This is a genomic window from Marinimicrobium koreense (genome assembly GCF_003762925.1).
Taxonomy (GTDB): Bacteria; Pseudomonadota; Gammaproteobacteria; order Pseudomonadales; family Cellvibrionaceae; genus Marinimicrobium; species Marinimicrobium koreense.
Genome location: NZ_RJUK01000001.1, coordinates 1,586,131 through 1,607,236, shown reverse-complemented (window position 1 = coordinate 1,607,236; position 21,106 = coordinate 1,586,131). Strand labels below are relative to the sequence as shown.

General features: G+C 60.8%; 17 protein-coding genes. 11 read left to right on the top strand and 6 right to left on the bottom strand.

All coding sequences use genetic code 11. The annotated features are described in order from the left end of the window. Nucleotides 1-105: 105 nt before the first annotated feature. A complete protein-coding gene (gene gatA, locus EDC38_RS07030; protein WP_123637892.1) occupies nucleotides 106-1,560 on the bottom strand; it encodes an Asp-tRNA(Asn)/Glu-tRNA(Gln) amidotransferase subunit GatA in 1,455 nt (484 codons plus the stop codon). A 101-nt stretch (nucleotides 1,561-1,661) separates the two neighbouring features. Then, complete coding sequence (gatC, locus tag EDC38_RS07025; protein ID WP_123637891.1) at nucleotides 1,662-1,949, bottom strand: Asp-tRNA(Asn)/Glu-tRNA(Gln) amidotransferase subunit GatC; 288 nt, start codon at nucleotides 1,947-1,949, stop codon at nucleotides 1,662-1,664. Nucleotides 1,950-2,333: 384 nt separating this feature from the next. On the opposite strand from gatC, the gene EDC38_RS07020 reads away from it, so the two are divergent. The 9 genes from EDC38_RS07020 (at nucleotide 2,334) to EDC38_RS06980 (ending at nucleotide 13,738) form a co-directional block, all read left to right on the top strand. Further along, nucleotides 2,334-3,368: a rod shape-determining protein gene (locus EDC38_RS07020; protein WP_024460791.1), complete on the top strand. Its 1,035-nt coding sequence runs from the start codon at nucleotides 2,334-2,336 to the stop codon at nucleotides 3,366-3,368. A 62-nt stretch (nucleotides 3,369-3,430) separates the two neighbouring features. Then, nucleotides 3,431-4,318 carry a rod shape-determining protein MreC gene (gene mreC, locus EDC38_RS07015; RefSeq protein ID WP_123637890.1) on the top strand — a complete coding sequence of 296 codons (888 nt, stop codon included), beginning with the start codon at nucleotides 3,431-3,433 and terminating at the stop codon, nucleotides 4,316-4,318. After that, nucleotides 4,311-4,802 carry a rod shape-determining protein MreD gene (gene mreD / locus EDC38_RS07010; protein ID WP_123637889.1) on the top strand — a complete coding sequence of 164 codons (492 nt, stop codon included), beginning with the start codon at nucleotides 4,311-4,313 and terminating at the stop codon, nucleotides 4,800-4,802. Before mreC ends, mreD begins: the two co-directional genes overlap by 8 nt. Nucleotides 4,803-4,851: 49 nt before the next feature. Continuing rightward, on the top strand, nucleotides 4,852-5,472 hold the full coding sequence (locus tag EDC38_RS07005) for a Maf family protein (protein WP_148071154.1): 621 nt from the start codon (nucleotides 4,852-4,854) through the stop codon (nucleotides 5,470-5,472). After that, nucleotides 5,469-6,935 (top strand): ribonuclease G, encoded by a 1,467-nt coding sequence (gene rng / locus EDC38_RS07000; protein ID WP_123637887.1) that lies wholly within the window; start codon nucleotides 5,469-5,471, stop codon nucleotides 6,933-6,935. The genes EDC38_RS07005 and rng overlap by 4 nt, the downstream gene beginning before the upstream one ends. Before the next feature lie 82 nt (nucleotides 6,936-7,017). Further along, nucleotides 7,018-10,992: a YhdP family protein gene (locus EDC38_RS06995; RefSeq protein WP_123637886.1), complete on the top strand. Its 3,975-nt coding sequence runs from the start codon at nucleotides 7,018-7,020 to the stop codon at nucleotides 10,990-10,992. 1 nt (nucleotide 10,993) lies between these two features. Then, nucleotides 10,994-11,554, top strand: coding sequence for a peptide-methionine (R)-S-oxide reductase MsrB (msrB, locus tag EDC38_RS06990; RefSeq protein ID WP_123637885.1), 561 nt, complete (start codon nucleotides 10,994-10,996; stop codon nucleotides 11,552-11,554). A gap of 169 nt (nucleotides 11,555-11,723) precedes the next feature. Then, on the top strand, nucleotides 11,724-13,178 hold the full coding sequence (locus EDC38_RS06985) for a phospholipid carrier-dependent glycosyltransferase (protein WP_246004355.1): 1,455 nt from the start codon (nucleotides 11,724-11,726) through the stop codon (nucleotides 13,176-13,178). A gap of 2 nt (nucleotides 13,179-13,180) precedes the next feature. Further along, the gene (locus tag EDC38_RS06980; RefSeq protein WP_170162871.1) at nucleotides 13,181-13,738 is read left to right on the top strand and encodes a PA14 domain-containing protein; all 558 of its coding nucleotides are present in this window, start codon (nucleotides 13,181-13,183) and stop codon (nucleotides 13,736-13,738) included. A 146-nt stretch (nucleotides 13,739-13,884) separates the two neighbouring features. Here EDC38_RS06980 and EDC38_RS06975 read toward each other — a convergent pair whose 3' ends face one another. Both EDC38_RS06975 and EDC38_RS06970 read right to left on the bottom strand, forming a co-directional pair. Then, nucleotides 13,885-14,172: a hypothetical protein gene (locus EDC38_RS06975; RefSeq protein ID WP_123637882.1), complete on the bottom strand. Its 288-nt coding sequence runs from the start codon at nucleotides 14,170-14,172 to the stop codon at nucleotides 13,885-13,887. A gap of 388 nt (nucleotides 14,173-14,560) precedes the next feature. Then, nucleotides 14,561-15,760 (bottom strand): lytic murein transglycosylase, encoded by a 1,200-nt coding sequence (locus EDC38_RS06970; RefSeq protein WP_123637881.1) that lies wholly within the window; start codon nucleotides 15,758-15,760, stop codon nucleotides 14,561-14,563. 143 nt (nucleotides 15,761-15,903) lie between these two features. Between EDC38_RS06970 and EDC38_RS06965 the strand changes: the two genes are divergently transcribed. Together EDC38_RS06965 and EDC38_RS06960 are read left to right on the top strand one after the other, a co-directional pair. Continuing rightward, a complete protein-coding gene (locus tag EDC38_RS06965) occupies nucleotides 15,904-17,553 on the top strand; it encodes a glycoside hydrolase family 43 protein (RefSeq protein ID WP_123637880.1) in 1,650 nt (549 codons plus the stop codon). A 200-nt stretch (nucleotides 17,554-17,753) separates the two neighbouring features. Then, nucleotides 17,754-19,856: a hypothetical protein gene (locus tag EDC38_RS06960; protein ID WP_123637879.1), complete on the top strand. Its 2,103-nt coding sequence runs from the start codon at nucleotides 17,754-17,756 to the stop codon at nucleotides 19,854-19,856. 93 nt (nucleotides 19,857-19,949) lie between these two features. On the opposite strand, the gene EDC38_RS06955 is transcribed toward EDC38_RS06960, so the two are convergent. Both EDC38_RS06955 and EDC38_RS06950 read right to left on the bottom strand, forming a co-directional pair. Continuing rightward, a complete protein-coding gene (locus EDC38_RS06955; protein WP_123637878.1) occupies nucleotides 19,950-20,642 on the bottom strand; it encodes an RES family NAD+ phosphorylase in 693 nt (230 codons plus the stop codon). After that, the gene (locus EDC38_RS06950) at nucleotides 20,636-21,037 is read right to left on the bottom strand and encodes an antitoxin Xre-like helix-turn-helix domain-containing protein (protein ID WP_024460777.1); all 402 of its coding nucleotides are present in this window, start codon (nucleotides 21,035-21,037) and stop codon (nucleotides 20,636-20,638) included. Before EDC38_RS06950 ends, EDC38_RS06955 begins: the two co-directional genes overlap by 7 nt. Nucleotides 21,038-21,106 lie beyond the last annotated feature (69 nt).

Sequence of the window (21,106 nt, the reverse complement as noted above, 5' to 3'; positions counted from 1 at the left end):
AAACGGAAAATATCGGCCGCTGTGTATATGTCGTGCCGTATCCGCCCCGCGCCCGGTTTATTGCGGGTGGGGCGCACGGCATCCGCCCCAAGCGAAACCATCGGGCTATTCGATTCCGGGCGCACTCTGCTGATGAAAGTCCGTCGCCAACTGGAACTGGTGGGCGACGTTCAACAATTTGCCTTCGGCGAAATAGTTGCCAATCAACTGCAGCCCCACCGGTTTTCCATCCACCTGGCCGCAGGGGATGGACAGGCCGGGTAGGCCCGCCAGGTTGGTGGGGATGGTGAAGACGTCTTCCAGGTACATGGACACCGGGTCTTTGGTTTTTGAGCCAAAGGCGAACGCCGGTGAGGGCGATGTGGGGCCGAGGATGACGTCGACTTCGCTGAAGGCGTCGACAAAGTCCTGTTTGATCAGGCGGCGCACTTGCTGGGCCTTGTTGTAGTAGGCGTCGTAGTAGCCCGCGGACAGGGCGTAGGTGCCTACCAGGATGCGGCGTTTGACTTCTTCGCCGAAGGCTTCGCTGCGCGAGCGTTCGTACAGGTCGTTCAGGTCTTTCGGGTTTTCACAGCGGTAGCCGTAGCGCACGCCGTCAAAGCGCGACAGGTTGGCTGAGCACTCCGCCGGGGCGATCACGTAGTAGGCGGCGACCGCCAGGCCGGAGTGGGGCAGGCTGATGGTTTTGATGCTGGCGCCGAGGCTTTCATAGACTTTGATGGCCGCTTCTACCGCTTTGGCGGTGTCCGGATCCAGCCCGTCGGTGAAGTATTCTTTGGGGACGCCAATTTTCAGGCCGTCGAGAGGCTTATCCAGCTCGGCGGTGTAATCCTCCAGCGGCTGGTCCACGCAGGTAGAGTCCTTGGGATCGAAGCTGGCCATGGCGTTGAGCATCAGCGCGGAGTCTTCGGCGGTGCGGGTCAGGGTGCCGGCCTGATCGAGGCTGGAGGCGAAGGCGATCATGCCCCAACGGCTGACCCGGCCATAGGTGGGCTTGAGGCCGGTGAGGCCGCACAGGGCCGCTGGCTGGCGGATGGAGCCGCCGGTGTCGGAGGCGGTGGCGCCGGGGGCCAGGTGGGCGGCCACCGAGGCGGCGGAGCCGCCGGAGGAGCCGCCCGGCACGCAGCCGGTGTCCCAGGGGTTTTTCACTGGCCCATAGAAACTCGTTTCGTTGGAGGAGCCCATGGCGAACTCGTCCATATTGGTTTTGCCCAGCATGACCGCCCCGGCCGCTTCGTAATTGTCGACGATGGTGGCGTTGTAGGGGGCAATGAAGTTGTCCAGCATTTTGGAGCCGCAGCTGGTACGCACGCCGGTGGTACAGAAGATGTCCTTGTGGGCAATGGGTACGCCGCACAGCGCGGGCGCATCCCCCTGGGCCAGCCGCTCGTCGGCTTTGGCGGCCTGGGCCAGGGCCCGCTCTTCGGTCAGGGTGATGTAGCTGTTATAGGTCGGGTCCAGGCGCTGGATGCGGTCAATATAGTGCCGGGTCAGCTCGGTGCTGGAAAACTCCCGGTTGCGCAGTCCCTGAACCAGTTGGGCAATGGTGTGTTGGTGCATTGCGATTTACATCCTCAAATAAGTGTCTGGGCTCAAGCCGCTTCAATGGCGCAGGGCGCTATAGAGGGCGGGCCGGTCAAAGGTCGGGCCGGGCGCGGCGATCATTCGATGACGCGGGGCACCAGGTAGAGCCCGTCTTCGGTCGCCGGGGCAATGGCCTGGAAGTGCTCGCGCTGATTGGGCTCGGTCACCTGATCCGCGCGCAGGCGCTGGGTGGCATCCAGCGGGTGGGCCATGGGCTTGACGCCTGTGGTATCGACCGCCTGCAACTGGTCGACCAGGTTGAGGACGTCAGAGACGCGCTCGGTGACTTGACCGACTTCATCGTCGGAAACAGCGATGCGCGCCAAATGCGCCAGCTTGGCGATGTCGGAAGAGGCGATGGCCATCAAGATGCTCCAGATTGGTGTGGCTCCGGGTCAAAAAGTGCTCAACCGGTGGCCAAAAAGGTCCAAAAGTTCGCGTTTGTGCAATAAGCCGCTAAAGTTATCACATTTGCGCCTTGCCCTAAATCCCTGCCGTTGATAGAGTGCCAGCATCTGCGCCGACGCTTCGGGCCCGCTCATGGGCCGGGCGCCCGCCAAGCCGCGTCGGGTAAAGCTGTTCAACCTCGTGTAAACTGCTTGAGCCGCGAGTGAATTCGCCGGCGGGGTGTCGGTCTAACCGCCGTCCGGACCGGGTCTGGCAGCACGGCGGACCATCCGAAAGAATTTTAGGCAGCAGGTCGGTTCCGGCCTGCTGCGAGACAGAACAATATAGGGTTGCGTGAACCAATGTTAAAACACCTGCGTGGAGCCTTTTCCAACGATCTTTCCATAGACCTGGGTACCGCCAATACACTGATCTACGTACGCGGCCGGGGCATTGTCCTGGACGAGCCGTCGGTGGTTGCCATCCGCCATCACAACGGCCACAAAATTGTCGAGGCCGTGGGCACCGAGGCCAAGCGTATGCTGGGTCGTACCCCCGGCAACATTACCGCAATCCGCCCCCTGAAAGACGGTGTCATCGCCGATTTTCAGGTCACCGAGAAAATGCTGCAGCACTTCATCAAAAAGGTACACGAGGCGAGCTGGTTCCAGCCCAGCCCCCGGGTTCTGATCAGCGTTCCCTGTCTGTCGACCGAAGTGGAAAAGCGGGCCATCCGCGAATCCGCCATGGGCGCCGGTGCCCGGGAAGTGCGCCTGATCGAGGAGCCCATGGCCGCCGCCATCGGTGCCGGTCTGAAGGTATCGGAAGCCAGCGGCTCGATGGTGGTTGATATCGGTGGTGGTACCACCGAGATCGCCGTGATCTCCCTTAACGGCGTCGTTTATTCGGATTCCGTGCGCATCGGCGGGGACCGGTTTGATGAAGCCATCGTCAATTATGTCCGCCGCCATTACGGCAGCGTCATTGGTGATGCCACGGCCGAGCGGATCAAGCAGGAAGTCGGCTGTGCCTTCGCCGGCAGCGAAGTGCGTGAAATCGACGTGCGTGGGCGCAACCTGGCCGAAGGGGTGCCGCGCAGTTTTACCCTGAACAGTGACGAGATTCTGGAAGCCCTGCAGGAGCCGCTGGCGGGCATTGTCCAGGCGGTGAAGAGCGCCCTGGAACAGTCCCCACCGGAGCTGGCGGCCGATATTGCCGAGAGTGGCGTTGTCCTGACCGGCGGTGGTGCGCTACTGCGCGACATCGATCGCCTGTTGTCCAACGAAACCGGTCTGCCCTTCATTGTGGCGGAAGATCCGCTGACCTGCGTGGCACGCGGCGGTGGCCTGGCAATGGAAATGATGGACAAACGGAATATCGATCTGCTGTCTTCCTGACGGGTTGCTGGGCCCAGAGTTAACGGGATCCACACTGAGCGGGAGAGGGTGTTATTAAAACGCTGTTTACCAAAGGCCCGGCGGTTGCCTCGCGTGCGTTGTTCTTCAGCGTGGCGGCCGTCGGCCTCATACTTGTCAGTCTCTACACCGATTGGCTGGGGCCGGTGCGCGCCCAGCTTGGTGCCGTCGCTACCCCTTTCTATTGGGTGACCAATCTGCCCCAGCGCATCGGAGCCTGGGGCGATGATACCTTTGCCAGCCGTCAGGCGCTGAGCGAGGAAAACGAAGCCCTCAAATCCGAACTGCTGATTCTCCAGCGCAAATTGCAGCAAATGGCCGCTCTGGCCGCCGAGAACGTGCGCTTGCGTCGCCTGCTTGGTTCCAGTGACATGCTTCAGGATAACGTCCTGGTGGCGGAGCTGGTGGGAGTTTCCCCCAATCCACTGAGCCACTCCGTGGTCATCAATAAAGGCGCCCGAGACGGCGTCTATATGGGGCAGCCGGTGTTGGATGCCTTTGGCCTCATGGGCCAGGTGGTGGAGGCCAACCCGGACAGCAGTCGGGTGCTGTTGATCACGGACACCAGTCATGCGCTGCCGGTGCAGGTCAATCGCAACGGCGTTCGCGCGATTGCCGAGGGCACCGGGCACATCAACCGCCTGCGCCTTCGCCACGTATCCAACACCACAGATATCCGGGTCGGCGATCTGCTGGTCAGCTCCGGGTTGGGGGACCGCTTCCCGGTGGGTTATCCGGTGGCCGAGGTCGAGCAGGTGGTCCGGGATCCCGGGCAATCATTTTCAACGGTCATCGCCCGCCCTATGGCGCGCCTTGACCGCAGCCGACACCTGCTGTTGGTCTTTGCTGGCGGCGCGTCTGAGCGCAGCGGCGTCGAGCAACCCGCCCCGGAGCTTCCGCTTGAAGAGGCCGAGGGCGAGGCCAATGATTGATCTGACCCGGGGCCACAATCGCTGGCTGGTGCTGGTGGCTCTCTTGCTGGCCCTGACGTTGGCGGTTTATCCGCTGCCTCTGGATTGGCGCTGGTGGCGCCCGGAGTTTGTCATGCTGGTGGTGGTCTATTGGGTGTTTACCCTGCCGGATCATGTCAGCCTGACCCAGGTTGCTCTGCTGGGTCTGATTCAGGATCTGGTGGAGGGTACGCCACTCGGACAGCATGCGCTGGGTTTGGTGATCGTAACTTACATTGCGCTGCAATCCTATCGCCGGTTTGGCAACTACGCCCTCTGGCAGCAGGCCTGTTGGGTGTTTGTCCTGGTCGGCATTGCCCAGATGACCAGCAATTGGGTTCACAGCCTGGCCGGGGGGCATGTGTCGGGCCTGCAGTTCCTGTACCCGGCACTGGTCAGCGCGGTGCTATGGCCTCTGGTCCACATCGGTTTTGGGGGGCTGCGTCACCGCTACCGCATCCAGTAGCAGAGGCGCCAGTGCTGGCCCACACAACAGACGCAGGAGAGATGTGACAATGACGGATCTGTATCTGGCATCCCAATCCCCGCGCCGCCGCGAGTTGCTCGGTCAACTGGGCGTGCAGTTCGAACCTTTGGCGTTGTCTGTGCCGGAAGAGCGGGGAGCGGAGGAGCCGCCGGCTCAGTACGTCGAGCGCCTGGCGCTGGAGAAGGCCCGTGCGGGTCTGGCCCGGCTCGGTAAGCTGAGGCTGCCGGCGGCGCCGGTGCTGGGGTCCGATACCATTGGGGTCTGTCTGGGAAAAGTGCTGGAAAAGCCCCTCGGGCGTGACCATGCCCTGACCATGTGGCGGCTGATGTCCGGGCGTGAGCACCAGGTGATGACCGCCGTCGCGGTCTGTTCGCCGGAGCGCGAAGCGGTCTGCCGCGTTACCACCACCGTCTGGTTTCGGGCCCTCGATGAGCGCGAGATGGAGGCCTATTGGGCCTCCGGCGAGCCCCGTGATAAAGCTGGCGGATACGGCATTCAGGGCCTGGGCGGTGTCTGGGTGGATCGAATCGAAGGTAGTTACAGTGCGGTTGTGGGTCTGCCAATGGCTCAGACCGCCGAGCTGCTCAACCAATTTCAGGTGCCCTGGTGGGGCCATCCCGCCGGCGTACCCAAAGGCGAGCGTCCATGAGTGAAGAACTACTGATCAATGTCTCTCCCGTGGAAACCCGGGTGGCCCTGGTGGAAAACGGGGTAGTCCAGGAATTACACATTGAGCGCAGTCACGGCAAGGGCTACGTCGGCAACATCTACAAAGGAAAAGTGGTCCGGGTGCTACCCGGCATGCAGGCGGCGTTTGTGGAAATCGGGCTGGCCCGCACCGCCTTTATTCACGCTTCGGATATGGCCGAGACGGATGACGATGAGGGTCGCCGCGGAGAGGTGCCGGACATCCGTGCTCTGGTGCGCGAAGGCCAAACCCTGCTGGTGCAGGTCAGTAAAGACCCCATCGGCACCAAGGGCGCTCGCCTGACGACCAACCTCAGTCTGTCTTCCCGTTATCTGGTCTACATGCCCAACAGTGCCCACATCGGGGTGTCGACCCGCATTGACGATGACGCCGAACGTCAGCGGTTGCGCGGACAGGTCGAATCGCTTGCCGAGGAGGCCGGTGTGTCCGGTGGCTTCATCCTGCGCACCGTGGCCGAGGGCGTCGGAGCGGACGAGCTGCGCAATGACATCGACTTCCTGCAGAAGCTGTGGCTCGATTTTCAGGATAAGTGCACCAATGCCCCGGTGCCCAGCGCCATTCACACCGACATGCCGCTATTTCTGCGCGCCCTGCGGGATCTGGCCCGGGCACCGATCGAGAAAATCCGGGTGGATTCGCGCATGAGCTGGACCCAGATGCGCGAATTCGCCACCAGTTACTACCCCGAGCTGGTGGATCTGATTGAATGCTACAGTGGCGAACGCCCTTTGCTTGACCTGTACGGTGTTGAGGATGAGATTGCCCGGGCGCTGGACACCCGGGTGCCGCTAAAGTCCAATGGTTACCTGATTGTCGAGCAGACCGAAGCCATGACCACCGTGGATGTGAACACCGGTGCGTTCGTGGGGCGGCGCAATCTGGAAGAGACCATCTTCAAAACCAATATGGAGGCGGCCAGTGCGATTGTGCGACAATTGCGGCTGCGCAACCTGGGGGGGATCATCATCCTCGACTTCATCGATATGAAGGACCCGGAGCACGAGCGTCAGGTGCTGCGGACGCTGGAAAAAGCCCTGGAAAAAGACCACGCCAAGACCAGCATCACCGGGGTGTCCGAGTTGGGACTGGTGGAGATGACCCGCAAGCGCACCCGGGAATCCCTCGGCCAGATGCTCTGCGAGCCCTGCCCGCTGTGCTCGGGGCGGGGCCTGGTCAAGTCGGCCGAGACGGTGTGTTATGAGATTTTCCGGGAAATTCTGCGCGAGGCACGCGCGTACGATAATGACAAGTTCCTGGTGCTGGCCTCCCAGTTGGTGGTGGATCGCCTGCTCGATGAAGAGGCGGCTTACGTGGCCGATCTGGAGGCCTTTATTGGCCGCACCATTGAATTCCAGGTCGAGAGCCTGTTTACCCAGGAACAGTACGACATTGTGCTGGTCTGATGATCAACCCGGGTAGAGAGGCAGATTCTGGCGCCCCGGCCGTTCCGTCGACCGGTTTGAGGAAACCCTCAGGTATGTTTCGGTGTTAGCTTACCTACTGAAAAAATTTTACATCCTCTGCGCCGTGCTGGTCATCGCCCTGGCGGTGGTGGTGCAGTCAGGGCGGAGTCTGTTTCCGCTGCTGGCCAACTACGACCGGCAGCTGACGGAGTATCTGTCGGAGCAATTGGATCTGTCCGTGTCGGTTGGGCGCCTCACGGCCGACTGGCAGGAGCTGAAACCCAGCCTCACCCTTTACGAGCTGAGTGTCAGTGATCAGGAGGGGCGCCCCCTACTCAAGGCCGACCGGGTCCTGCTTCGACTGAATCTGGTCAGCAGCGCGCTGGAAGGGCGACTGGCTTGGGACAAGATCGTGCTGCGTCGCCCCCAACTATCCCTGTCCCAGGGGACCGATGGGTATTGGGGGCTGCCAGACTTCGTCGCCGATCAGGAGCGCCCGTCCGCCGATGAACCGCTCGCGCCAGACGATCTGCTCACCCTGTTCGAAGTCGGCACCCGGGTCGAGCTGCTTGATGCCAGTATTGACCTGTCTTTTGCCAGTGGTCACCAGCAGACCTTCTCCGCCCCGTACCTGTTACTGGAGCATGAGGGGGACTTCCACCGGCTCTCCTTGCAGGTGGACCTGGAAGGACGGGACCGTGCCCTGGTGGCCATTCTCGAAGGCCGGGGCGATCCGCGAGACCCGAAAAACTTCCATACCGAAGGCTATCTGAACCTGCGTGACTTCCCCACCCTGGAGCCCCTGACCGCGATCGGTGGCATTCTGGTGGGCGAAAGCGAACATCGTGACTGGTACCGGGAAGGGCGAATGAACGCCAGCCTCTGGTTCTCCAGCCAGGAAGACGGTGGCGGCTACGACTGGGTCGGCAATCTGGGGCTGGACGACGTCGCTCTGCCGTTGGAAGAACTCACACTGGACCGGGTCAGCGCCACCATCGGCGGCGAATGGCGTCGCTCCGGTCGGTGGCAGGTGGCGTTGCAGGATCTCTCGGCGGAATGGCGCGATCGGGCTCTGGAGCCGCTGCAGGTCTCCGTATCCACTGCCCGGACCAACGCTCCGATCCACTGGATGATCGATCACATCGATCTGCGCTACTGGACCACCCTGGCGGACCAGCTTGGATTGCTGGGGGACGGTCGCCTGCAGGAAGTGGTGCGTACCCTCAATCCCCAGGGCGACGTCCGGCATCTGCAGCTTACGGTGCCCCAGGACGACTGGCGGGGTTGGGAGCTGATGGCCGAGCTGGGAGACGTAGCGGTGGAACCCTGGCAGGGCGTTCCGGGCCTGAACGGTGTGACCGGGTTTGTCGAGGCCAATCAGCGCGGTGGCCATGTCGATCTGGATAGCCGCAACGGTTTCGAGATGTTCTTTGCCAAAACCTACGACGAGCCCATGACGTATCAGAGCGCCCGCGGTCAGGTCGCCTGGCACTTGCGGCCGGACGAGAACCAGATTTACGTCAATAGCGGGCCGCTGTCATTGCGTGGGCCGGGCGAGTCCGCTACGGGCAGCATGTGGTTGTCGCTGCCCTGGGAGCGTAACACCGGTGATATCGACCTGTACCTGGATATCCGTGGCGAGGACCTGAACGCCAATGTGTATGACAAGTACCTGCCCAAGGTGGTCCCGGCCTCGCTGACCGATTGGCTCACTCGCAGCCTCGGTGACAATAACCCCGGCACGGCCCGCTCGGCGCACTTTCTGTTCCGTGGCACTCTGAACCGTCCGGGCCAACCGCGCGTGCGCAGCTACCAACTGGCACTGGAAATGGCCGGCGCGGACCTCAACTATCATCCGGACTGGCCGCCGCTCAGTGACCTGACCGGTCAGCTCATGCTCGATAACAACCGGGTCGATGCCCGAGTGGAGCAGGCCCGGCTGTACAACAGTACTCTGGAAAATGCTCGGATTCAGGTGGCAGAGAACCCCGTGGGCGAGGGACTGTTATTGAACATTGACGGACAGCTGCAGGCGCTGGCCAGTGATGGGCTGCAACTGCTCAGAGAGGGCTACCTGCGCCGATACGTCGGTGACAACATGGATGCCTGGAGCGTACAGGGCACCATTGATGCCGAGCTGGATCTGGCTATCCCCCTGCAACCGGATCAGGCCGGGGCCGCCCAACAGGTGGCGATGGATCTGACCTTGCCCCGACTGACCATGAACGACCTCAATTTGAGTGCACGGGATCTGTCGGGTCCACTCCGATACGACAATGAGCAGGGGCTGAGCAGTGAGGGATTGACCGGGGAGCTGTTTGGCGAACCGCTCACGCTCGCCATCGCCAGCCGGCAGGAGCAGGATAGGTCGGTGACTGCCATTGATCTCAATGGTCGGGCCTCTGGCGCGGTGTTGGCGGAGTGGGCTCAGCGCCCCGCACTGCAATTTCTGGATGGCACATTTGCGTTCGACGGCGAGCTGGAACTTAGTCATTACCGGGACCCCGAGCCCGATCGCGACCAACAGCTGGCGGCTTTCACGCTCAGCTCGGATCTGCGCGGAGTTTCGCTGAATGTCCCGGCACCGATCGGAAAGACGGCCGAGCAGACCCGGGAGCTTACCGCCAGCGTGATTCTGGGACGTCAGAGTGCGCAGGCCGAGTTGTACTACAACGATCATTTGCAGGCCCGGGCCCAGATTGATCTCGAGCGGCAACAATTGCAGCGGGTCAGCGTGGGCCTGGGGGTGCCAGCACAACTGCCGGAGGCTCCCGGTGTGCATCTGAGCGGCGCCATGGAGACGCTGGATCTGGAGGGATGGCAGGATCTGCTTCGTCGCTATCAGGATCTGGTCGCGGACGATGAGCAGCCGACACCGGAGACCGCCTTTGAGGGGCTCCCGGTCGAAGTGGACCTGGCGCTGACCCGGTATTCACTGGGCCCACTGGAACTGGAAGAGATTGAGCTTGGGGCCGTCTCCACCGAACGCGGCTGGCGCCTGACCTTCACCAATCCCGAGCTGGCGGGCGAACTCGACTGGGCGCCGGGGCAGCCTCTGGCGCTGCGTCTGGCCCGGGTTGATCTGCCCCGGTCGGTGCTGGAGTCGGCCGTCGGTGCGTCGGAGTCGGCTGACCCATTTGATCCCAGGAGCCTGCCCGAGGCCCAGGTCAGCATCGAGTCGCTCATGCTCGGAGGTGAGGACTACGGTCAGTGGGAGTTCCGCTTGGCCCCGGGAGATCAGGGTGTCATTGTCGATCAGTTGCAAGGTCGTATCCGCGGCCTGACCGTCACCGGGCAGGACGAAGGTACGGGCGGCCGGTTGCTCTGGTCGCAGTCTGAAGACACCCCCGAGCGGACCTACCTTGCCGCCAGCCTGCGCGCCGGCAACCTGTCGGAAGTGATGCAGCGCTGGGGGCAGTCCGATATTCTCGAAAGTGAATCGGCCAACTATCGGCTCGACATCAGTTGGGCCGGGGCGCCTCAGGCGTTTGATCTCGAGACGCTGGAGGGCGACGTCCGGTTCAACGTGACCTCTGGGCGCTTCAAACGCAATCCGGCCGCCGGTAGCGACGGCATTCTGCGGCTTTTTGCGGTGCTCAATTTCGACTCACTGGCACGCCGGCTGCGGCTGGATTTTTCCGACCTCTATCAAAGTGGTCTGGCCTACGACAGTATTGAAGGGCTCATGACCTTCGACAAAGGGACGCTGGTGTTTTCCGAGCCGGTGCAGGTACGCAGCCCCTCCAGTCGCCTGCAACTGGCCGGTCGCGCCAATCTGGTGGATGAAACCCTCGACACCCGGCTGATCGCGACGCTGCCCGTTGCCGGTAACCTGACTTTCCTGACTGCCGTGGCGGCGGGGCTGCCCGCGGCGGCCGGGGTATTTCTGGTCAGCAAGCTGTTCGAGAAGCAGGTGGACCAAGCAACCAGCATCAGTTACACCATTCGCGGAGATTGGGATGATCCGACCATCAAGTTTGATCGAATGTTTGAGGGTGGGACTGGTCTAACGACAGAGAACGGCTCCACAGAGCCTCAATCCCCCGAGGAGCCCTGATATGCGCTACATCAATCAGCATCGAATTCTGGCCAGCCTGCTGCCCCTGACGCTGGGGCTGCTGTTGCTGGCGGCCCTGCCGGCGGCGTCCCAACCGGCCGTAGAGCAGGCCCGTGCCTGGATCAAAGCCGGCGAAAATCTGGAACAAATCGACCAGAGCACCTGGCGTGAACTGCTGACCGACGAGCAGTACGACATTCTCTGGGAAAAAGGCACGGAGCGGGCCTACACCGGCGAGCTGCTGGATAACAAGCGAGATGGCGTCTACGTTACCGCCGGGTGCCGGATTCCGGTGTTCGACTCCCGGCACAAGTATGATTCCGGCACCGGGTGGCCCAGCTTCTGGACCGTCTTTGAGGACGACAATATCCGGCTCGAGGATGATTACAGTTGGTTTGGCCGCCGTCGGGTGGAAGTGCTCTCCGCCTGCGGCGAACACCTGGGACACGTGTTCCCTGACGGTCCGGAGCCCACTGGAAAACGCTACTGCATCAACTCCCTGGCGCTGGAATTCGTCCCCCGCGAGGAGTGGCAGGCCGAGCAGAGCCGCCGAACCGACTGACCCGCTGGGGCTCCTGTTTCCCGGCAGATTGTGATAACGTTCGCAGACCCTGAGGCGAGCGGGCCCTAGACTGCCCGCTCTTTATGGAAAGCCGTGACCCAACGGTTGGGCCTGACAACGACACAATAAGATCATGTTGCAATCCATCGCTCGAACCCGGCGCTTTTGGGTGCCTGCTCTCGTTCTGCTGGTCTCGTTACTGGTGTACGGTGTGAACTACGGTTCGCCCAAGGCCATGTTCTGGGACGAAAACTATCATGTGACCTCCGGACAGAAATACCTGGACGGCACCCTGTTCATGGAGCTGCACCCGCCCCTGGGCAAGCTGCTCATCGCCGCCGGGGAAAAGCTCTTCGGAGGCAACGAAGACCTCGATAAAAGCCGCTTCAACCGCACCGATTACCTGCAGGGCTCCGCCGTCCCGGAGGGAATGAGCTACACCGGGTTCCGCTTCGCCTCGACCTTCCTGATGGCCCTGTCCGTGCTCTTTTTCTACGGTATTGTCTGGCGCATCACTCGACGGGTCTGGGTCGCCGCCGGTTTCAGCGCACTGCTGATTTTTGATAATGCGTTGGTGGTCCACTCCCGCGCTGCCATGCTCGAGGGCATACAACTCTTTTTCATCCTTGCTGCACTTTATTACTTTGTCCATGTGCTCACCAGGACCAGACCCATCCGCTTGCCCCAGTACGCCATTCTGGGGGTATTGGTGGGGCTGGTGGTATCGGTAAAACTCAACGGGGCGGTTCTGCTGCTGCTGTTTGTCATGCTCTGGGGCGTGGATCAGTGGGAGAACCTCAAGGCCTTTCGCTGGAAAGCGTTGCTGCAGCGACTCGCCACCACTGTGCCCTCGGCCGTACTGCCGTTGCTGGCTGTCTTTGCGAGCATTCTGTATGTGCATATTGCTCTGGGCGAAAACATTGTGGGCAACAGCACCTACAAGGCTTCGGAGCCCTACCTCGAAGAGGTGCGGGCCGGTCGCAGCCATAGCCTCAGCGCCTTCTATTACGGTTTTCAGGACAATCTGCGTTACATGCTGGAATACTCCGACGGCGTGGCCCGACTGGACATCTGCAAACCCGGCGAGAACGGCAGTTACGCGATTGGCTGGCCCCTGGGGAACAAGAGCATCAATTACCGGTGGGATAAAAACACCGTCGATGGCGAAGTGCAGGTTCGCTACATTCAGATTATTGCCAACCCGATAGTTTGGTTCTCGGTTGCGCTGGGGGTGATCTTGTCCCTCGGGCTGGCGATCAGCCGGTTTGTCTACGGCAACCCGGTCAAAGACGAGCGCCAGTTTTACTGGGTCATGGCATTTACCACGCTGTATGCGAGCTACATGATCGCCATCCTGCAGATCGAGCGGGTCATGTACCTCTATCACTACCTGGTGCCCCTGGTATTCGGCATGCTCAACCTGGCCATGTTGTTCACCTATATCTTCCGCGATGAGGTGCTCGCCAACCGGCGGCACACCATGGTGAACCTCGGGTTGTTTGTGGTGTTGGTGGTGGCGATGTTTGCCTACTTCTCCCCGTTTACCTATGGGCTGCCCATCAATGAAGACCAGTTCGAGGCGCGCAACTGGTTTCATCTCTGGCAAATGAACGTGGTGCGATGATCATGCGGACCTGGTGGAATAAAAATACCGTACTGACTTTGTTGCTCGCGCTGGTGGCTCTGGCTATCGTGGTGCGAATCACGCCGCCCTACGTTCCCAAAGTGGTGGAGCTGACGCTGGTCAAAAACAAGGAGGCCATCCGGCGCATTGACCAGGAGCGGGAGGTCGACTTCCAGCGCACCCTCTGGGTGGACCGGCTGGACCTGTCCCGAAAAAACCAGCTACGCCACACCAAGCTGGGGCAAATTGGCTATGCCGACAACTTCTTTGTGGATATCGATCATCCCTTCGAGGTGCTGGTGCCGGGGGAGTATCGCTTTCTGATTGGTAGTGACGACGGTTTTATCGCCAAGGTAGACGGGCGGGAAATCTGTCGGTTCAACCGGGATCGAGGGTACCGCAAGCAGAGTTGTCGGGCCCGGCTGGATGAAGGTGAACACCGGTTTGAGCTGACTTACTTCCAGGGCGGTGGACACGCCGGTTTGACCGTGGAGTATCGTTTGAAAGACGGTACTCAAGCCTATTTCTTTGGTGAGGATTCGGAGTTGATGCGTTTCTGATACCCCGGGGGAGCACGCATCATCAATGGGTCAATCGGGGATAAAAAAAGCCCCCGAAACCGGGGGCCAAAAGAAAAGCGGGTTGAGGCTACAGCCTCTGGTCTAACAAGGGGGCAAGCGCCCCGAATCTTGCAACAGCTCGCGTCTTAGTTGGACGCCAGCTTGAATTGACGTACCGCCTGGTTGAAAGAGTCGGCGTACGCTTTCAATTCTTCCACCGCCTGGCGCTTTTCGCGACTGCTCAGGCTGGAGCAGTTCAGGTATTCTTCCTGAGCTTTAACGTACTGCTTCACTTCGTTGTTGGTTTTTACCATTTGAGCAGTGGCCGCTGTAGCCGGGTCGGGGATTGCGGGCTTATTGGCCGGCGCTTCACAGGCCAGGGCAGAAACACTGAACAGAGCGGATGCGCAAACAGCAAACAAAAACTTTTTCATAGTAAAACACCTGAATATTTTAACCGTCGGCCCTGCGGAGATATTAGCCGCGGAACCATATTTGACTCACTAGGTCTGTGACCGACTTCGCAACTTCCTGATCACGGGGCGCATTCTCCCACATGGATCATTGTTTCAAAAGGTTCTAAAAAGAACATTTTGTTATCGACATAAAGAATAACCAGGGAAAAAGTTATCAATCTTCCATGAAATGGTCACATTTACCTTGAAAGTGCTGGAAGGTTGACGCGATGTGGAGTGCGGGTGGGCGTCTTGGGAATCCTGACGAAAAGTTGGCGGCTCTTGAAGGTGAGGAGCTGGCGGCTCCGGAAGGTTGAGAATGGCACCCTTCCGGAGGTTTCGGGCCAGAGGTTTTCGGAGTTGCGTGTTACAGATCGATACCCAGTGCGCTCAAAGTGTTCGAGTCCGGAAAACCATCGGGCACCAGATCGCGTTCACTCTGGAATTGGCTCAGGGCCTGGCGGGTGGCGGGCCCCCAGATGCCATCTACCTTGCCCGCCTCATGGCCTTCGGCATTGAGTTTTTCCTGAATGGCCATTACCTGGTCCCGATTCAGCCGCGGGCTGTCCTCCGGGGGTGTTCGGCTCAGCTTGCCTGCGCCGGCAATCCGGTCCGCCATATGGCCCACGGCCAGGGCGTAGTACTCGGACTGATTCCAACCCATGATCACCTTGAAGTTGTCGTACACCAGGAAGGCCGGGCCGCGATGGCCGGACGGCACCAGCAGGGCGGCCTCGATATCCGCGGAGGGCAGGGTGGTGCCATTGGTCTGGCGAATGCCCACCTCGTGCCACTCCGACAGCGGGCGGCGTTGTTTCAGGCCGGCTTCCAGGTACGGGAAGTTCTCCGGCAGGCGGACTTCCCGCCCCCAGCGGTATTCGTCGTCCCAGCCCATGCTGCTGAGAAAGTTGGCCGCCGAGGCCATGGCATCCGGCAGGCTGTTCCACAGGTCCCGCTTGCCGTCATTGTCATAGTCCACGGCGTGGCGAATGAACACCGACGGCATGAATTGAACATGCCCCATGGCGCCTGCCCAGGAGCCTTCCATACGCTCCGGTGCAATGGCCCCCTCGTCAACGATGCGCAGGGCCGACATCAACTCCCGGGTAAAGTAGGTGCTGCGGCGCTCGTCGCAGGCCAGTGTGGCCAGCGAGTCCAGGACGGACATTTTGCCGAAGTAGCGGCCGAAGTTGGTTTCCAGGCCCCAAAAGGCCACCAGATACGGCGCGGGTACGCCGTACTCCCGCTCGACCCGGGCGAGCAGGTCCCGATGCTCGCGCAGCAGGCGACGGCCGTCCGCCACTCGCTGGTCGGTGACGCGGCGACTCAAGTAGTCAGAGAAAGGCGTGGTGAATTCCGGTTGGCGACGGTCCAGCTCGATCACCCGATCGACCCACTTCAGATTGGCCAGGCTATCGCGGACGATCGCAGAGTCCAGCCCCTGGGTTTTGGCCTCCTGGGAGAAGCGCTCGATACACTGGGCAAAACCCTCCTGGCTCATGGCCTGGGACGGTGCGCTGGCACTGAGTGCAATCGCACCCGTCAACAATAACGATCCCCAATACATACATACTCCAATGGGATAAAAAGTGGCCCCGTGTGGATCGCTCCGGGGTGGAAGTGGCCCTGCGCCTGAAATTGACCAGTGCGATTGCGCCGTGCCATGATTCCGCTGGTCAATAAAGCATAATGCAATGAGAGAAATCAACCATGAGACAACGCACACTTCTGGCCGCGCTTGGCGCGGCGAGCCTGTTTTTGTTTGGCTGTCAATCCACGCCGTCGTCAGACTCGTCTACGGTGACCGCTCCCTGGGTATCCGACCTCGGGGATGGCACCTACAAGAACCCGGTCATTTACGCCGATTACTCGGACCCGGATGTGGTTCAGGTTGACGGCACTTACTACATGACCTCCTCGAGCTTCAATAGTGCCCCCGGCCTGCCGCTGCTGACCTCCAAAGATATGGTCAATTGGGAGCTGGTGGGGCACGCGGTCGACCGGCAAATCCCGCACGAGGTGTTCGATGTGCCGCAGCACGGCAACGGCATCTGGGCGCCCTGTCTGCGCTACCACGACGGCAAGTTCTGGATTTTCTGGGGCGACCCGGATTTTGGCATCTATCAGGTTCATGCCGAGGACTTTGCCGGCCCCTGGAGCGAGCCGCATCTGGTGGTGCCGGGCAAAGGTGCCGGGCTTATCGACCCGACGCCGCTGTGGGACGACGACGGACAGGCCTATCTGTTGCACGGCTGGGCAAAGAGTCGCGCCGGGCTCAACAATATTCTGACGCTTCGGCGCATGGCCCCCGACGCATCCGAAGTCTACGATGAAGGCGAAACCGTGATTGACGGCTTTCAGTTGCCCGGCTATCGCACACTGGAGGGGCCCAAGTTCTATAAGCGCAACGGCTATTACTACATATTTGCCCCGGCCGGTGGTGTCGAGCCGGGTTGGCAGTCGGTATTCCGTGCCCGGAACGTTGAAGGCCCCTACGAGGACCGGATCGTCCTGGCCCAGGGCGACACAGAGGTCAATGGCCCACACCAGGGCGCCTGGGTGCAGACCCCGGAAGGCGATGACTGGTTTATTCATTTCCAGTCCAAAGAAACCTACGGGCGGATTGTGCACCTGCAGCCGGTGCGCTGGCGCGATGACTGGCCGGAAATGGGCCAGAACGTGAACGCCGACGGCCTCGGGGAGCCGGTACTGCGGCACCGCAAACCCGTGGACGGGTTCCCGGTCAAGGTACCGGTCACCACCGACGAATTTTCCGGTGACCAATTGGGTGTGCAGTGGCAGTGGAACGCCAATTACTACGATGAATGGTTTTCCCTGACTGAGCGGGCGGGGCACCTGCGCCTCCTTGCCCATGACTTTGACTCCCCCAATGGCGAGGACAACCTCTGGCTGAACCCGGCGCTGGTCATGCAGAAAGTGCCCGCGCCCGCATTCACCATGACCACGGTGCTCGAAGTGAATACCCGGCATAACGGTGACCGGGCCGGCCTGGTCATGTTTGGTGAGGATTACGGATGGATCGGGCTGGAACAGCGCGATGGGCAGACCCGGCTGGTGCAGAAAACCTGTGTCGATGCCCGCACCGGGTGTGACGAACAGACTCAGGGCGACATCGCCTATGCCGGCGAGGGGCGCATTTACCTGCGGTTGCACTTTCACGATAATCAGACGGTCGATTTCGAATACAGTCTGGATGGCGACGACTACCAGCTCCTGGGTGAGCGCTTCCAAACCCGGCGGGGCCGCTGGGTGGGCGGTAAAATCGGTCTGTTCGTGGAGGGCGGCGAGGGCGCCTATGCCGACGCCGATTACTTCCGGGTGACACCTCCCGCGCGTTAAGTCCGTTTCACCCCCGGATTGTAAACAGGCCACCACTGGGTGGCCTGTTTGCGTATGCGCCGCTAAAAGGTTTATTCAGGCGACGTGAACTTGGTCATGGCCCGGCGGCTGAGCTTCTGGCAGAATATGGCGGCGTTCTTACGCGCAGATCCTACGCCTTATCAGGATGTTAAATACGGAAAAACAAGGAATCTTCTCTTATGCAGAAAATAACCAAAATTTCGCTCGTCGTAGTGGTGTTGGTGGGAGTGGCCGTGGCGTTTGCCACCGGCGTTTTCACAGGCTCCCGAACCTCGGGCAACGGGCTGGACGAACTGCTCACCTTTATCCCGGCGGACAGCCCCGTGGTGGTGGTAGGGCAAACCAAGGCAGACTATACCGAGCTGTCCAACAAAACCCTCCAGAACATGAACCCCAATGATATCCAGCCGCTGATTGACCTGCTGGATGCCAGCGAAGAGGGTTCCGGTGCACAACTGGTACGCTGGTTGATTGATGACTACATTCAGACGGCGGCCACTCAGGGGCAGCAAGGTCTGGTGGATCGCTACGGTGCCAATCCCACCGGCCCTTATGGTTTCTACTTCAGCGGTGCGGCACCGGTAGTCCGCTTCTCGCTGACCAGCGCCGAGCCTCTGATGGCCGTACTGGCTGAAGCCGAGCAGGAAACCGGCGTAACCGCGGAGCAGAGCACCCTCGGAAGTGCCACCCTGTACGCCTGGTCTCTGAATGAAGAAAAGCCGGAGATCAAGCTGGGTCTGGCGCTGGATGAGCGCAGCCTGACGCTGTCTCTGCTGAACAGCAAGGATACGCCGGAGGCGCGGATGCTGCGCTTTGCCCGCCAGCCCCAGGCGGAGCCGCTGGCCGGTACCGAGCGCCTCAAACAACTGCGTAAGGACTATGCCGATGCGGACCAGTTCATGGGCTATGTGGACTTCCAGCAAATTGTGACCGCCCTGTTCTCGCCCGAGCAGAATGGCACTGGCCGTGAGCTGCGCACCTGGTTCCCGGAGTTTGAACAGGATTTCGCCCAGGACATGAGCGATGCCTGTCGTAACGACTATGTCGCGCTGGCGAGCCATATGCCGCGCATCACCATGGGCTCGGACGGCTACTCCGTCAACGGCAACGAGCTGGGGCAGGATCTGAGTTTCCTCTGGCACATCAACAACGACAGTGTGGTCACGTCTTTGCAGAAGCTGCAGGGCCATGTGCCGGGCTATGCCCGCACCGTGGATGACAAGCTGGCGGCTTACGCGCTGGGGCTGAATGTCAGTCAACTCGTGCCGGTGTTGAGCGAATTCTGGACCCAGTTCACCCAGGCCGAGTTCCAGTGCGAGCAACTGCAGGCGATGCAGCAACAAGCCCAGAGCTATAACCCGGCCATGCTCGCCATGGGTACCGCCATGGTCGACTCGGTGCGTGGTGCCGGTATTGCGCTGTTCAATCTCGAGCCCAGCGATACAACGCCAGTCGGACTCGACGGCTCCGTGCTGGTGTCCATCAGCTCTGAGAATCCGGCGGCCCTGGCCTCCATGGCCAGCTCGTTTGTGCCGGGTATGATGGGCTTGAGCATTCCCTCAGACGGCACCGCGGTGGAAATTCCCGACCCGATGGGCCTGGGCGGTAACTTTGCGGCGATCAAAGGCAAGCATCTGGTGGTCTATCGTGGCAGTGCCGGTGAAGCAGCCGCTAACAACCTGGCCGGCGAAACGCTGGAAACCAACGGGCTGTCGGCACTGGCGCTGAATCTGCGCGAGCCCATGAAAATGTTCAACACCGTTGAGCCGGTGATGCAGACCATGGGCAACCCCGGTTGTGCTGAGACCTTTGTCGGCCTGTTGAATCTTACCCAGACACCCATTTCCATGGGGTATCAGGAAGCGTTGGGTCAGCGCGGCTGGCGTGGTGACCTGTCCATCGAAATGGAAGTCGCCGATCCTGTCACTCCGGGTGATATCGCCGGAAAATATGAACTGGCACTTCTGGATGACAGCAGCTGCTCCTGGGAGCCGCTCGGTCAGGAAACCCTGGGCGAGGATCAGACCGGGGGCTTCGCGTCCGAGTCGGCCGATGGCGCCTGCGATGAGTACCAGAGTGAATTCACCTGGAGTATGACCGGTCGCCTCCTGTCCCAGTCCACCCACGTTGAGCGTCAGCGCGACGCCTGTGACAGCGACTGGAACACCATGGAAACGGCGGAGAACTTCGAGTGTGGTGTGATTGCTGCCGAAGGAGACCACTTCTACTGCAGCACCATGACCGACGGTGTGACCGAGCTGTATCGTTACAGCCGCCTGTAAGTCGCGCTGGTATTGGATGTTGAACCGGGCAGGGAGGCCCGGTTACCTCACGCCTGATGGAATGGCAGTCCCCGCCAGATCCGTACTCCCTCGTTAGCGTTTCGAAATTCGGTTTACGCTGGAAATCCCCTCGCCATCCCAGATCATTTCATAATGTGCTGACTGCACCATACTTTTGACGCCGCGTGGGGTGAACAAAGCCCAGCAGGTGGCCCCCGGGTTGCGCACCGAGAGGTAAGTCAGGCCTTTTGTTCCCTGTTGCCGCGCGGCACCGCCCAGCGACTGGCTGGCGGAGTAATCCTCGGGATGATAGATCTGGTGGTCCGGCGTCAGTCTGGTCAGGTCCAGCAGGGTGTCCGAAAATCCGCACACCAGCGAGCGAAATACCAGCCGGTCATAGCGCAGACCTTCCACCCGGCTCAGATAGCGCTGCTGGTGGTAGCGCACTTCCGCGATGGCTGTGGTCACAGATTCTGCCAGGTACAGCACGCCAAAGGTCCCATCGCTGAAGCGGCTGCCCTCCGGGTTCACATGGGTGAATGGCGCCACGGCGTAGGAACAGCCCCGAATACCAAAGGGAATCTCACCCCGGGGGATCAGCCCCAGGTCGCCGGCTTCAGCCAGTAATTGGGGATTGGTCCGCGCCTGCAACTGGTACAGTGCCTCGAAATCCTCCGGATCGGCCACATCCTCGAACAGCGTAATTGGCGGAAACCGGGAGGGAATCAGCCGGTGGCAGGCCAATTGATCGACCTGCTGTTCGGGGACGTCGAGCGGTGCTACCACTGTGCCCCCCGCAGGGCATCCACGCGTTTGAAGGTCTCATATAACGCCGCCAGGGAGCCGGTACTGATGACCTCCATGGGAGTTTTGCCGCTGAAGTAGGGGTTGTGGTTCTTCATGCGCATAAAGCCGTAACGGTTTTCCGGGTTGTCGAATACCGTGTTCAGACTGGCATGAATGTTCAGCAGGTAGCTGATCCGGTCCAGATGGTCCCGGTCCAACTGGGCTTTGTCGGGCTGACTGCGGTACTTGTAATAGGTCGCTTTGGGCAGGCTGAGAATCGCTAACTGCTCATTCAGGCTGCAGTCCCACTTTTCCAGAATATTGAAGGCCGCCTTGAGCCCGGCGGGGCCCAGGGTAGCGGTATCTGGCTGTCGACGGGGCGTTGCGGTTGCCATGGGATCACCTCCCGAGAGACGGGGTTGCTGAGTGTCAGTGGTCTCATTTTGAACCTTTATATTAAAATT